Genomic DNA, 12,772 nt, shown 5'->3' with positions numbered 1-12,772 from the left:
CGATCGGAGCTTCGCTTTGATGCCAACTGTGCGTAGGTTGTGCTCAGTTGATGCCCAGGTGTGGCCGTTTGAGGTGGTGTCGACGGTCAGCCGACCGGGTGGGGCGCGGTGATCCACCGCGTGGCGGGTCGAAGAGGGCGGCACGTGGCTGCGTAGCGTGACCCGATGCCCCACCACCGGACCTGGCGGGCCGCTTTCGGCGGCGCCGTCGCGCTCGCCGCCGTGCTGGCGCTCGCACCACCCCCCGGCCCGGCAGCCGCGGCTCCGCCGCCACCGGCGCCCGGCCCGGCCGGGGCGGCGCACCCGGGCTCGCCCGGGGTGATCGGCGACGGGCCGGGGGACTGCGGACCGGGCGGGGAGTGGCCCTGGGACTGCGTGGCCGACTGCGAGAGCGGCGGGCGGTGGGCGGTGAACACCGGCAACGGCTTCTACGGCGGGCTGCAGTTCTGGCAGCCGACGTGGGAGGAGTTCGGCGGGTCGGCGTTCGCGAAACGAGCCGACCTGGCCACGCGCGTGCAGCAGATCCGGGTCGCGGAGGAGGTCCTCGGCGCGCAGGGCTGGAACGCGTGGCCGGTGTGCTCCAAGCGGTACGGGCTGGCCGGGCGGATGCACGCGGTGCGCGCCGGCGACACCTTGGTGTCGATCGCCCGCAAGCACCGCGTCCGGGGCGGATGGTCGGCGTTGTACGAGGCGAACCGGGAGCGGATCGGGCCGAAGCCGGAGGCCCTCGTGGTGGGCATGCTGTTGGTCGTCCCGACCTCGGAGCCCGCCGCCCCGCCGCCGGCCCCGGCCGGGCCGAAGCCCGCGCCGAAGCCCGCGCCGGCCACCACCCCGACCGCGGTGCCGGTCGCACCGGCACCCGTACCCGCCCCGGCCCTCGCACCGGCCCCGGCACCGTCCCCGCGCCCCTGACCGGGGCGCCCGGGCCCGTCCGCGCGTTGCGCGATGCCGTGAGGGCGCCGACCCTGGAGACGACGAGCCGAACGGCTCGCTCGGACTCCCGGTGGTGAGGCAGATGCTCCGGAGCGGACAGCCAGGCGCACACCGACGCGCACCCGCACGTGCCACGGCCTGCGCGGCGGCCGCGCTCCTGCTGGCCGTACCGGCGGTCGTGGGGTGGTCCTCGCCCGCCGGGGCGGCCGCGGCCCAGGGCCCGCCCTCCGCCGCGGTCCTGTTCCTCCCCGCCGCGGAGGGGCCCGCGGATCCCGAGGCGGCCAAGGAGCAGATCGAGAAGAACTGGACCGCCTTCTTCGACCCCAAGACCCCGACCGACGAGAAGGCCGAGCTGCTCCAGCACGGCGAGCTGCTCACGGTGTTGCTGGACGGGTTCTCGGCCGGTGCCGAGGCGGCCAAGACCTCCGTCGAGGTCACCGACGTCACCTTCACCTCACCCACCGAGGCCCAGGTGACCTACGACCTGAAGGTCGGCGACGAGACGGTGCTGCCCGGCAGCAAGGGGACCGTGGAGTTCGAGGACGGCGTCTGGAAGGTCTCCGTGAGGACCCTCTGCTCGCTCGTCGAACTCAGCGGCGCCGAGACGCCACCGCTGGTCTGCTGAGCCCATCCGGTCGCGGCGCGGACCGTCCGGGCGCGCCGGCAGACTCGGGGGATGCTCGACACCTCCGCACGACTGCTGCGCCTGCTGTCCCTGCTGCAGGCCCACCGCGAATGGACCGGGGCCGACCTCGCCGACCGGCTCGGGGTCACCGCCCGGACGGTCCGGCGTGACGTCGACCGGCTGCGGGAGCTCGGCTACCCGGTGAACGCCAGCCCCGGTACGGGCGGTGGCTACCAGTTGGGCGCGGGGGCCGAGCTGCCGCCGCTGCTGCTGGACGACGACGAGGCCGTGGCCGTCGCCGTGGGCCTGCGCACCGCCGCCGGGCACGGGGTCGAGGGCATCGGGGAGGCCTCCGTACGAGCCCTCGCGAAGCTGGAGCAGGTCCTGCCGTCGCGGCTGCGCCGCCGGGTGTCCGCGCTCAACGAGTTCACCGTACCGATGCTGCGCGGCGCCCAGCGGTCCACCGTGGACCCCTCGGTGCTGACCGAGCTGGCCTCGGTCTGTCGGGACGGGGAGCGGCTCCGCTTCGGGTACCGCGACCACCGGGGCGACGTCAGCCGCCGCACCGTCGAACCGCACCGGCTGGTGTGCACCGAGCGGCGGTGGTACCTCGTGGCCTGGGACCTGGACCGGGAGGCGTGGCGGACCTTCCGCGCGGACCGGATCGAGCCGCGGCCGCCGCACGGACCGCGCTTCGCCCCGCGCCCGCCGCCCGCCGAGGACCTCGCCGCATATGTCTCCGAGGGCGTGTCGCAGCGGGCGTACGCGGCCCGCGCGGTGGTGCGGCTGAAGGTGTCGGCGCAGGACGCGGCACAGATCGTCGGGCCGAGCGACGGGGTCCTGGAACCGGTCGACGAGCGGAGCTGTCTGTTGCGCACCGGGGCGGTGAGTCTGGACGTTCTGGTGATTCACGTCATGCTGATCGGTTGTGAGTTCGAAGTGGTCGAGCCGCCCGAGCTGACGGACCGGATCAGGGCCGCGCGGGATCTCCTGGGGAGGGCCGTGGAGGCCGGAGAAGTGAAGGAAATGTAGGGGAGCTGAGGGGGATTCAACTGGTCTGGGCCAAGGGGATCGTGGCAATCCACGACAGGAATTCAGTCGTGTTCGGAGCAAATTCCAAACGGTCTGAACCCCGGGCGTGTCGCGGACCGCTAAACAATTTGCGGCTGTTGATATTCTGTGACACAAGCGTGACCCGGGACGGACGAACGTCCGGGCGTGGCGCTGACGAACGGCGAAGGCGGGCCGGGTCCGAGGACCCGGCCCGCCTTCGTACGTCGCGGGTGAAGGTGGTGCGTACCGCCCCGCGGTGGTGCTCAGCCGCCGGCGACGGGACGGGCCGCGGCCCCCCGGGCGGCGGCCCGTTCGGTGTGCGCCGGGCGGCGGCTGCCGACCGGGGTGACGGGGGTCCGCTCGGAGCGGATCACGTGCGGCCGGCCGGCCGGGTGCACGGCGGGCCGGGCGGCGGGGGAGTGCGGGCCGACGGCGGTCGTGGGCGCCGTGGTGGCCGCCGCGGCGACGGTGCCCTTGAGGGGCTGCGGGACCCGCTCCTCGGTGGCGCCGGTGGGGGCGCCGGCGATCCCGGTGGTGGGCCGCAACTGCCACTTGCCGCCCGCCGAGAGCAGCGGGGTGAGCGCGGCGACGACCGGGGCGGGCATCCGTCCGGTCTCGGCGCGGCGGCGCAACAGCTCGCGCACGTCGAAGACGTAGGTCTCGGTCCGGGCGATGAGCGGCTCGAACCAGGGGAGGGCCAGCAGGATCAGCAGGCCCGCGGACCATCCGAGCAGGACGTCGCTGACCCAGTGGGTGCCGAGGTACACGGTGGTGGCGCCGACGCTCAGCGAGACGACGGCGGACACCACGGACAGCACCCGACGGGTGACCCCGGTGGAGGCCAGGTAGGCCAGGATTCCCCACGTCACCACGGCGTTGGCGGTGTGACCGGAGGGGAATATATCGCCACCGGCGAAGAGTTCGGCGGATCCGATCTCCGTGGCGTAGTGCGGGCCGAGCCGGCCGAGGCCGAGCTTGACGGACCCGACGGTGATGTTGAGCAGCAGCAGCGCCACGCCGAGGGTGATCAGCGGGCGGAGGGTGTGCTGCCGCCAGGAGCGCCAGCCGAGCCAGGCGGCGACCATGACCGCGGTGGGTCCGCGCTGGCCCAGCACGACCAGGTAGTCGAGGAAGGCGTGCAGCTGCGGCCACTGCTCGTAGGGCCGGAAGAACATGATCTGCCAGTCCAGGCGGACCAGCCAGGAGGTGGTCAGCACGGCGACCACGATCGCCAGATAGAAGGCGAGGGTCGATCCCAGGAGTACGACGCGGTGCCGGCTCATCTGCGGGGTTTGCAGATGAGCCGGTCGCTCTGGTTCCCGGTCCAGCCGGGCGAACACCCGCTCCAGACGGGTCAGGATTTGGTCGGTACGCACTCAATCGACGTTACCGCCCGGCGATGGTCGGCCCGGGCGAATCACGGGCTTTGTGATGACCATGTGATGTGGAGTTGGTCTCATGCGGGACTTAATTCCCGCTATTTCGACAGCGGTTGGCCGCCTCTTGATCCACTGCTCCGGCAATTGTTTCGGTCACTTATCCGGACTTTATTGCCCTGGAGGCCATTTCTTTTGCTGAAAGATGGACCGGAATGATCCATTCCGTGATGTGGGGGCTCTATGGAGGGCCCGAGCCGTTCAGCCAGAACGCCCCGTAGACCGCGGAGGCCAGGGCCAGCGCACCCACCACCGAGGCCGCCCGCCCGGTCCGCCACCGCGCCAGCGCCACCGCCGGCGGCAGCCACAGCGGGAAGGCGGGCAGCAGCAGCCGGGGCTTGGAACCGAAGTACCCGGACGCGCACAACGCCAGCGCCACGACGATCCCGCAGTACACCAGCAGCGGCACCGGCTGCCGTTGCCGTACGCACTTCCCGTACAGCCAGAGCACCAGCACGACACCCGCGATCAACCCCACCCCGGCGAGGAACGCGGACGAGGCCAGCTTCGCCCCGATGAACCCCGCGAACGCCCAGCCGCCGTCGAAGCCGTTGCCCCAGCCACCCTGCACGTCCAGGTACCCCAACAGCCCGCCTCCGGTGCGCGCCCCGACCCACAGCACGTACGCCGCCGCACCCGCCGGAGCCAGCAGCGCTCCCGCGACCGTCCGCCAGGACCGCTCCCCGCGCCGCCAGGCCAGAACGGCGGCCACCCACACCGCCGCGACCACCGCCGCACCGACCGGGCGGGTCAACCCGGCGCCGGCCGCGAGCAGCCCCGCCGTCAGCCACCGTCCGCGCAGGGCCGAGTGGAGTGACCAGGCGGCCAGGGCGGTGAACAGGGACTCGCTGTACGCCATGGACTGCACGATCCCGACCGGCAGCGCCGCCCAGAGGGCGACCGCGAACACCCCGACCCGGCGGCCGTGGACCAGCTCCGCCACCGCGAAGATCCCCCAGGCCGCGGCGAACCCCGCGATCACCGACACCACCAGACCCGCGGAGCCGTACGAGAGCCCGGTCGGCGCCGACACCAACCGCTCCAGCCACGGCAGCAGCGGGAAGAACGCCAGGTTCGAGTGGACGTCCCCGTTCGGGAGCAGCACCTCGTACCCGTACCCCTCAGCGGCGATACGGGCGTACCAGAGCGAGTCCCAGCGGGCCGACAGCAGGGTGTGCGGGCTGCTGCCGACCACCGCCCCCCACACCGCGAGCACGGTCAGCCCGAGCAGCCGGACCGCCGCGAACACGGCCAGCGCGGGTGCGGCCCGGCGAAATCCAAGATCTTCCACAGACACGATTATCGGTGGAGTCGCCCTCGGCCCCCTCGGCGGCCGGAGCGGTGCCGACGGGCGCGGCGACGGGAAACCACGGGCCGTGAGTGCGCGTGTACACGGGGGAAGGATGAAGGTGGGGGGAGTGGCATACGCCACACCGGGGCCGCCGCCGGGATGAGAGCTTGACCACGTGACGGGCAGACGAACTCGCGTACGCTGACCGTTCACTCGCGTGTCGATGCCGGACCCCGTTGGACGCCGCACAGCGCACCACCCCCCGTGGCTCCACAAGACGCTGGTCCGCCGAGCGCGAGGGATCACCTGGGAGGTACATGCATGTCGGGGACGAACGCGGCCGGGGTCCGGACCCCTTCGCCCTGGCGGCGGCTCCACGCGGCCTCCGGTGGGGCCAACCGCTGGGTCGTCCTGGCGGTGCTCTGCGTCAGCCTGGTCCTCGTCGCGCTCGACGCGACGATCCTGCACGTCGCCGTCCCCTCCGTCACCGAGGACCTGCGCCCCGGCTCGATCGAGCTGCTGTGGATCGTCGACGCCTACCCGCTGGTCTGCGCCTCGCTCCTCATCCTCTTCGGCACCCTGGGCGACCGGGTCGGCCGGCGCCGCATCCTTCTCCTCGGTTACGGGCTCTTCGGCGTGGCCTCCGTGATAGCCGCCCTCGCCGACAACGCCCAGGTCCTCATCGCCGCGCGCGCCCTGCTCGGCATCGGCGGCGCGATGATCATGCCCGCCACCCTGTCGATCCTGCGGCAGGTCTTCCCCGACCGGCGCGAGCGCGCGCTCGCCATCGGCATCTGGACCGCCGTCGCCGCCATCGGCGCGGCCGGCGGCCCGGTGCTCGGCGGCTTCCTCGTCCAGCACTTCTGGTGGGGCTCGGTGTTCCTCATCAACATCCCGCTGATGGCACTGATCCTGCCGCTCGGCCGCTGGCTGCTGCCGGAATCGCGCGGTTCCGCCGACGGCCCGTGGGACGTGCTCGGCGCGCTGATGGCCGCCGCCGGTGTGCTCGGCGCGGTGCTCGGGGTCAAGCGCCTGGGCGCCGAGCGCCGACTCCTCGACGTGGAGGCACTGGTCCCGCTGCTGATCGGCGTGGTGCTGCTCGTGCTGTTCGTACGGCGGCAGAAGCGGCGCGAGCACCCGCTCATCGACATGCGGATGTTCTCGCGGGCCGCCTTCTCCACCTCGGTCGCGTGCATCGTCCTCGCCATGCTGGCCTTGGTCGGCCTGGAGCTGATCGCCGTCCAGTACCTGCAGCTGGTGCTGAACCTCAGCCCGCTGGAGACCGGTCTGCGGCTGCTGCCGCTGACCTTCGCCGCCATGGCCGCGGGCGCCACCGGCTCGTACACCCTGAGCCGGGTCGGGCCGCGCACGATGGTGTCGCTGGGCTTCGCCCTGACCGCCTTCGCCGTGCTGCTGCTCACGCTCATGGGCCAGCAGGACCGCCCGCTCCTGCTGACCATCGGCTTCATCCTGCTCGGCTTCGGGCTGCAGACCACGCTGTTCGCCGCGTACGAGTCGATGCTGAGCGAGGCCCCGGCGGCCACCGCGGGCGGCGCGGCCTCGATCGGCGAGACCTCGTACCAGCTGGGCGCGGGCATGGGCATCGCGCTGCTGGGCAGCGTGATGAACGCGGCGTACCGGCCGGGGCTCGTGGGCGTACCGGGGGTGTCGGCGGCGGATTCGGCGGGCGCGGCGAATTCTCTGGGCGAGGCCTACCAGATCGCCGCGCACCTCGGGGGGCCGGCGGGGGCGTCGCTGTACGCGGCGGCGCGGCAGTCGTTCGTGCACGGGCTGCATGTGACGTTGCTGGTGAGTGCGGGGTTGTTGGTGGCGGGGGCGGTGATGGCGCTGAAGTTGCCGCGGGTGATGGAGTGCGGGGCGGCTGCGTCGGACGAGGAGTCGGCCGTCGTGCGGGTGCCCGCGCAGACCAAGAGCGAGGCGCGTCCGACCCCGGTCGAGCAGGCGGGCTGAGCTTCGGCCCTGTGGTGTGCGGTGCCGTTGCCGGGTCGGTGGGGGCTGGATTTGCGGGGCCGGGACCAATAGCGTCGGTCGGGCGCAAAACTTGCGCTGCTAGGTTCTTTCTCAGGCCGCCGGGAGGCCCCGTGTCCGCGTTCCTGCCCCATGATCCGCTCGGGCTCGACGAGCTCCTCGGGCCCGAGGACCTCGCCGTCCGGGACACCGTCCGCGCCTGGGCCGCCGACCGGGTGCTGCCGAACATCGCGCAGTGGTACGAGAGCGGTGAGCTGCCCGGGATCCGCGAGCTGGCCCGGGAACTCGGCGGCATCGGGGCGCTCGGGATGTCCCTCCAGGGCTACGGGTGCGCCGGCGCCAGTGCCGTGCAGTACGGACTCGCCTGCCTGGAGCTGGAGGCCGCCGACTCCGGGATCCGCTCGCTCGTGTCGGTACAGGGCTCGCTCGCCATGTACGCGATCTGGAAGTACGGATCCGAGGAGCAGAAGCAGCGCTGGCTCCCCGGCATGGCCGCCGGCGAGCTGATCGGCTGCTTCGGTCTGACCGAGCCCGATGTGGGATCGGACCCCGCGGCGATGCGGACCTACGCCAAGCGCGACGGCACCGACTGGGTGCTGAACGGCCGCAAGATGTGGATCACCAACGGTTCCGTCGCGGCGGTCGCCGTGGTGTGGGCGCAGACCGACGAGGGGATCCGCGGCTTCGCGGTGCCCACCGACACCCCCGGGTTCTCCGCGCCGGAGATCAAGCACAAGTGGTCGCTGCGGGCCAGCGTCACGAGCGAGCTGGTGATGGACGACGTACGGCTGCCCGCCGACGCGGTGCTGCCGCTGGTCACCGGGCTCAAGGGGCCGCTGGGCTGCCTCAGCCACGCGCGGTACGGGATCATCTGGGGATCCATGGGCGCGGCGCGGGCCAGTTTCGAGGCCGCGCTCGACTACGCGAGGACGCGGGAACAGTTCGGCAAGCCGATCGGCGGCTTCCAGCTCACCCAGGCCAAACTGGCCGACATGGCCCTGGAGCTCCACAAGGGCATCCTGCTCGCCCACCACCTGGGCCGGCGCATGGACGCGGGCACCCTGCGGCCGGAGCAGATCAGCTTCGGCAAGCTCAACAACGTCCGCGAGGCCATCGAGATCTGCCGCACCGCGCGGACCGTCCTCGGCGCCAACGGGATCTCGCTCGAATACCCCGTCATGCGGCACGCCACCAATCTCGAATCGGTCCTCACCTACGAGGGCACGGTCGAGATGCACCAGCTGGTGCTGGGCAAGGCGCTCACCGGCCTGGACGCTTTCCGGTGAGTGCCCCGCTCAGCTCTGGTTGAAGAAGTCGCGTGAGCGGCCGCCCGCTTCGCCACTGACGATCTGGGTGTCGGCCGGGGTCAGGAGGAAGACCCTGGTCGCCACCCGCTCGATCGAACCGCGCAGCCCGAAGGTCAGTCCGGCCGCGAAGTCGACGACGCGCTTCGCGTCGCCCGGGTCCATCGACGACAGGTTGACGATCACCGGGACCCCGTCGCGGAACAGCTCGCCGATGCCCCGCGCGTCACGGAAACCGTCCGGGGTGACCGTCGCGATGCGACGGCCGTGCTCCACGGCCGACTCGGAGGCCACCCGGACCCGGGGGTCGGTGACCCACTGCTCGCCGGGACCGGCCACCGAACCCTGGGGGGCCTCCGCGTAGTCGTCGTCGTAGTAGCGCTCGTCGTCGCTGTCCTCCACGAGACCCAGCCAGGCACTCGCCTTGCGCACCGAACCCATGGACTGCCTCCTTTCACCGCGGTCAGTCTGTCTTCTCTCCGCTGCCCCTATGCTCGTCCATGATGCTGACAACGCGCCAAGTGGATAGTCGCCGCGCAGGGGTTTCGTGACGGTACTGGTGCAGAACATCCGTTGCACGGTCAAGGATCCTGGCGGCTACCACTGCTGACTGAGTGAAAATACGACCGCCGCCGCCGTGCGGGTGAGCGACGCGGACGTTCGGGTGAAAGGCGCGGGTCGATACGATGCCCGGCAAGCACGCGGACGACACACGGGGGAAGCAGCTTGTTCGGCATAGTGAGGCCTTGCACGCACCGGCTGGGAGAGCGGTTCAGGGCGGAGTGGATGGCTCATCTGTGCGGGCTGTGCCTGGCACTTCGGGGAGACCACGGACAGTTCGCCCGGATCGTGACGAACTATGACGGGCTGCTGGTATCCGTTCTGACGGAGGCTCAGTCCGGCATCGCACCCGAGGCCCGGCGCACCGCGGGCCCGTGCCCGCTGCGCGGGATGCGCACCGCCTCCGTGGCCCAGGGCGAGGGCGCGCGGCTCGCCGCCGCCGTCTCGCTCGTGCTCGCCTCCGCGAAGGTGCGCGATCACGTGGCCGACCGGGACGGGCTGTTGGCCCGCGCCCCCATGGCCCTGGCCGCGCGCAAGGTGGCCCGCGGCTGGGACCGGGCCGGAGCCCGCACCGGGGCCTCGCTCGGCTTCGACACCGCCGTGCTCGTCGACGCCGTGGACCGGCAGGCGGGCATCGAGACCCTCGCGGGCCTCGGCACCTCCGTGCTCGTGGTGACCGAGCCGACGGAGACCGCGACGGCCGCCGCCTTCGCGCATACCGCGCAGCTGGCCGGACGGCCAGGCAACGCCCCCGCGCTGGCCGAGGCCGGCCGTTACTTCGGCCGCCTCGCGCACCTGCTGGACGCGGTGGAGGACCAGGGCGCCGACGCCGTCGCGGGCGCCTGGAACCCGCTCACCGCCACCGGGACCTCGCTCACCGAGGCCCGCCGGCTCTGCGACGACGCCCTGCACGGCATCAGGCTGGCCCTGCGCGAGGTCGAGTTCACGGACGCGGGACTCGCCCACCGACTGCTCGTGCACGAGCTGCGCACCTCGGTGGACCGGGCCTTCGGCACCAGCGGCTGCGGCCACGGCGCCACGGCCTCCGCCGGGCAGGGCGGCAACCCGTACGCGGGCGGGCCCACGGTGGAGAACCCGTACGGAGCGACTCCGCACGGCCGGAATCCGTACGGCGGCAACCCCTACGCCCCGAACGCCCCTCAGGCTCCCGGTGGCCCGGGCATGCCGCCGCCCATGGGGCCCGGCGGTGGTGGCGGTGGCGGTGGTGGCTGGGGGCTGCCCCCGCAGCGGCCCCGCCGCGGACTGCTCGCCGGCTGCGCGGTCGCCGTCGGGCTGTTCTGCACCTGCCAGATGTGCTGCACCGAGCACGAGGGCCCGTGGTCGCGGGAGAAGAAGGACCCGTGGTGCGACGCCGGTGACTGCTGCGACGGTTGCGACTGCTGCGGCGACTGCGGATGTGGCGACTGCTGCTGCTGTCCCTGCGACGGCTGCTGAGGCCCTTTCAGATTTCACAGGTCCGGACGGCGTACGCGGGGATTCCCGTCCGGACCCGCGTGGAAGGGTTGAGCGGGATGAGCGACGACGCAGACGACCCGCACGCCGCGTGGCGGGAACGGCACGAGCGCAGGGCGGCGGCCGTGTCCGCGCCCTACGGCCCCCTCGCGCTGACCGGAACCTGCCGGCCCGCCGACGACCCGGAAGGTCGAATTCCGGCCGTTCCGGGTGGTCGGGGCGCCGAGCACACCCCCCAGGTCGCCGTCGACCCGGACGACGACAGCCTCCGGGCCGTCCTCGGCGACGCCACCGGAGGGCTCACCAGCCACCGCCTCCGTTTCCCGAAGCCCGGCATACCCGACGCGCGAGGCGCGCGATCACGGTGGATCCCCACCGTTCCCCGCTGCCTCCCCGCGCCTTCGCCGACCACTTCACCTGCCCTTTTCCGCCGCCCGGGAACACGTTGCCCTTCGAGGTAGCGGCGGCGAGCGGAGGCTGAAAGCCGCTCTTGCGACCGGTATCCGACGCCAGGACACTCCCGACAGCGCTTGTCAGGGGCACGGCCAAAGCTCATGCGCCCGCCGCGCCCCCGGCTGCGCCTCACGGGCTCTGGCACCCCCACGACCGCCGGGCCCCCGACCCTCTCCAGGAGGACGAGAAGTGAGGATCAAGCGCATGACCCGTACCAGGCTGCTCGCGGCGGCCACCGGCCTGGCCGCCGCCGCAGCGCTCGCCGTCCCCACGGCCGCGAGCGCGGACCCGCAGGACGGCGGTTTCAGCGCCGCCCGGCTCGCCTCGGCCGGCGCGTCCGTCCTGCGCGCCGACGTGGCGGGCACCGCCTGGCACACCGACCCCGCCACCGGAACCCTCGTGGTCTCCGCCGACTCCACGGTCTCCGACGCCGGAATCGCGAGAATCAAGCGCGAGGCCGGAACCGACGTCGGAGCGCTGCGCATCGAACGCATCCCCGGCAAGCTCACCAAACTGGTGTCCGGCGGCGACGCCATCTACGCCACCAGCTGGCGCTGCTCGCTCGGCTTCAACGTGCGCAGCGGCAGTACCTACTACGCCCTGACCGCCGGGCACTGCACCGACGGCGCGGGCACCTGGTGGAGCAACTCCGCCCGCACCACCGTCGTGGGTTCCACGGTCGGCTCCAGCTTCCCGACCAACGACTACGGCCTCATCAAGTACGCGAGCAACTCGCCGGTGCCCCCCGGGACCGTCGGCAGCCAGGACATCACCAGCGCCGTGAACGCCACGGTCAACATGTCCGTGACCCGGCGCGGGTCCACCACCGGAATCCACAGCGGCCGGGTCACCGGCCTCAACGCCACCGTCAACTACGGCGGCGGCGACGTCGTCTACGGCATGATCCGCACCAACGTGTGCGCCGAACCCGGCGACAGCGGCGGCCCGCTCTACTCGGGCACCCGCGCCGTCGGCCTCACCTCCGGCGGCAGCGGCAACTGCTCCTCCGGCGGCACGACCTTCTTCCAGCCCGTCGTCGAAGCCCTCAACGCCTACGGGGTCAGCGTCTACTGACGGTCACTCACACGCCCCCGTCGCACCCCTGGACGTCCTCCCGCCTTCTGGGAGGATGTTCCGGGCGGCCATGTCCACGGGGGAGGCTGGTTACTGCATGAAACGAATCGGCGTGACCGGGCACCGAGCCATTCCCGACTCGGTGCTCGGCCATGTGGAGAGCGCCCTACGGGCCGTACTGGGCGGCCACGAAGGACCGCTGGAGGCCTTCTCCAGCCTCGCCGAGGGAGCGGACCAACTGTTCGCCGCCATCGCCCTCGAACACGGCGCCGACCTCACCGTGGTGATCCCCAGCGGGGACTACGAGGACGCCTTCGAGGACCCCGAAGCCCTCGCCCGCTACCAGGGCCTCAAGAACCGGGCCACCCAGGAGGTCCGGATGGACTTCGCCCGTTCCACGGACGAGGCCTACTACGCCGCCGGCACCTACATCGCCGACTCCTGCGACCGGCTCGTCGCCGTCTGGGACGGACAGCCCGCCCGCGGGCACGGCGGCACCGCCGAGATCGTCGCCTACGCACGGGCCCTCGGCAAACCGGTCACCGTCATCTGGCGCGAGGGCGTGACCCGCGACTGAGTC

Annotated in this window: 10 protein-coding genes and 2 pseudogenes; 9 read left to right on the top strand and 3 right to left on the bottom strand. The window is 72.4% G+C overall.

Going from position 1 to position 12,772, the window contains the following annotated elements; translation table 11 throughout:
• Window positions 1–165 precede the first annotated feature (165 nt).
• The 3 genes and pseudogenes from ACGFYY_RS35585 to ACGFYY_RS35575 all read left to right on the top strand — a co-directional run.
• Window positions 166–912, top strand: coding sequence for a transglycosylase family protein (locus ACGFYY_RS35585; protein WP_393715898.1), 747 nt, complete (start codon window positions 166–168; stop codon window positions 910–912).
• 103 nt (window positions 913–1,015) lie between these two features.
• Window positions 1,016–1,558 carry a hypothetical protein gene (locus ACGFYY_RS35580; protein WP_365275713.1) on the top strand — a complete coding sequence of 181 codons (543 nt, stop codon included), beginning with the start codon at window positions 1,016–1,018 and terminating at the stop codon, window positions 1,556–1,558.
• 51 nt (window positions 1,559–1,609) lie between these two features.
• Window positions 1,610–2,563, top strand: a pseudogene (locus ACGFYY_RS35575) (helix-turn-helix transcriptional regulator); the annotation flags it as partial.
• Window positions 2,564–2,874: 311 nt separating this feature from the next.
• On the opposite strand, the gene ACGFYY_RS35570 reads toward ACGFYY_RS35575, so the two are convergent.
• Window positions 2,875–3,987 carry a phosphatase PAP2 family protein gene (locus tag ACGFYY_RS35570; RefSeq protein WP_393715896.1) on the bottom strand — a complete coding sequence of 371 codons (1,113 nt, stop codon included), beginning with the start codon at window positions 3,985–3,987 and terminating at the stop codon, window positions 2,875–2,877.
• A gap of 241 nt (window positions 3,988–4,228) precedes the next feature.
• A complete protein-coding gene (locus tag ACGFYY_RS35565; protein WP_393715894.1) occupies window positions 4,229–5,338 on the bottom strand; it encodes a hypothetical protein in 1,110 nt (369 codons plus the stop codon).
• 321 nt (window positions 5,339–5,659) lie between these two features.
• On the opposite strand from ACGFYY_RS35565, the gene ACGFYY_RS35560 reads away from it, so the two are divergent.
• Together ACGFYY_RS35560 and ACGFYY_RS35555 are read left to right on the top strand one after the other, a co-directional pair.
• Window positions 5,660–7,309, top strand: a complete 1,650-nt coding sequence (locus ACGFYY_RS35560) for an MFS transporter (RefSeq protein WP_393715892.1) — start codon at window positions 5,660–5,662, stop codon at window positions 7,307–7,309.
• Window positions 7,310–7,440: 131 nt separating this feature from the next.
• Window positions 7,441–8,613 carry an acyl-CoA dehydrogenase family protein gene (locus ACGFYY_RS35555; protein WP_365275703.1) on the top strand — a complete coding sequence of 391 codons (1,173 nt, stop codon included), beginning with the start codon at window positions 7,441–7,443 and terminating at the stop codon, window positions 8,611–8,613.
• 9 nt (window positions 8,614–8,622) lie between these two features.
• On the opposite strand, the gene ACGFYY_RS35550 is transcribed toward ACGFYY_RS35555, so the two are convergent.
• Complete coding sequence (locus tag ACGFYY_RS35550; protein WP_030730025.1) at window positions 8,623–9,072, bottom strand: cell division protein SepF; 450 nt, start codon at window positions 9,070–9,072, stop codon at window positions 8,623–8,625.
• Between the two features lie 285 nt (window positions 9,073–9,357).
• Here ACGFYY_RS35550 and ACGFYY_RS35545 point away from each other — a divergent pair, with 285 nt between their 5' ends.
• The 4 genes and pseudogenes from ACGFYY_RS35545 to ACGFYY_RS35530 all read left to right on the top strand — a co-directional run bounded on the left by ACGFYY_RS35545 (window position 9,358) and on the right by ACGFYY_RS35530 (window position 12,769).
• A complete protein-coding gene (locus ACGFYY_RS35545; RefSeq protein ID WP_393715889.1) occupies window positions 9,358–10,647 on the top strand; it encodes a DUF5685 family protein in 1,290 nt (429 codons plus the stop codon).
• Window positions 10,648–10,724: 77 nt separating this feature from the next.
• Window positions 10,725–11,146 (top strand): annotated as a pseudogene (locus ACGFYY_RS35540) (DUF1684 domain-containing protein).
• A gap of 161 nt (window positions 11,147–11,307) precedes the next feature.
• Window positions 11,308–12,192: a S1 family peptidase gene (locus ACGFYY_RS35535; RefSeq protein WP_393715887.1), complete on the top strand. Its 885-nt coding sequence runs from the start codon at window positions 11,308–11,310 to the stop codon at window positions 12,190–12,192.
• Between the two features lie 97 nt (window positions 12,193–12,289).
• Window positions 12,290–12,769 carry a hypothetical protein gene (locus tag ACGFYY_RS35530; RefSeq protein ID WP_393715885.1) on the top strand — a complete coding sequence of 160 codons (480 nt, stop codon included), beginning with the start codon at window positions 12,290–12,292 and terminating at the stop codon, window positions 12,767–12,769.
• Window positions 12,770–12,772: the final 3 nt, after the last annotated feature.

Origin of the sequence: Streptomyces sp. NPDC048331, assembly GCF_043201215.1 — a bacterium.
Classification (GTDB): domain Bacteria; phylum Actinomycetota; class Actinomycetes; order Streptomycetales; family Streptomycetaceae; genus Streptomyces.
Note: the sequence above shows the minus strand (reverse complement) of the source record. Positions and strands in the feature narration are given on the sequence as shown.

Bases quoted from the DNA above. Each gene is read 5' to 3' on its own strand.
- ACGFYY_RS35585 (WP_393715898.1), top strand. From the start codon at position 166: ATGCCCCACCACCGGACCTGGCGGGCCGCTTTCGGCGGCGCCGTCGCG.
- ACGFYY_RS35580 (WP_365275713.1), top strand. From the start codon at position 1,016: ATGCTCCGGAGCGGACAGCCAGGCGCACACCGACGCGCACCCGCACGT.
- ACGFYY_RS35560 (WP_393715892.1), top strand. From the start codon at position 5,660: ATGTCGGGGACGAACGCGGCCGGGGTCCGGACCCCTTCGCCCTGGCGG.
- ACGFYY_RS35550 (WP_030730025.1), bottom strand. From the start codon at position 9,072: ATGGGTTCGGTGCGCAAGGCGAGTGCCTGGCTGGGTCTCGTGGAGGAC.
- ACGFYY_RS35530 (WP_393715885.1), top strand. From the start codon at position 12,290: ATGAAACGAATCGGCGTGACCGGGCACCGAGCCATTCCCGACTCGGTG.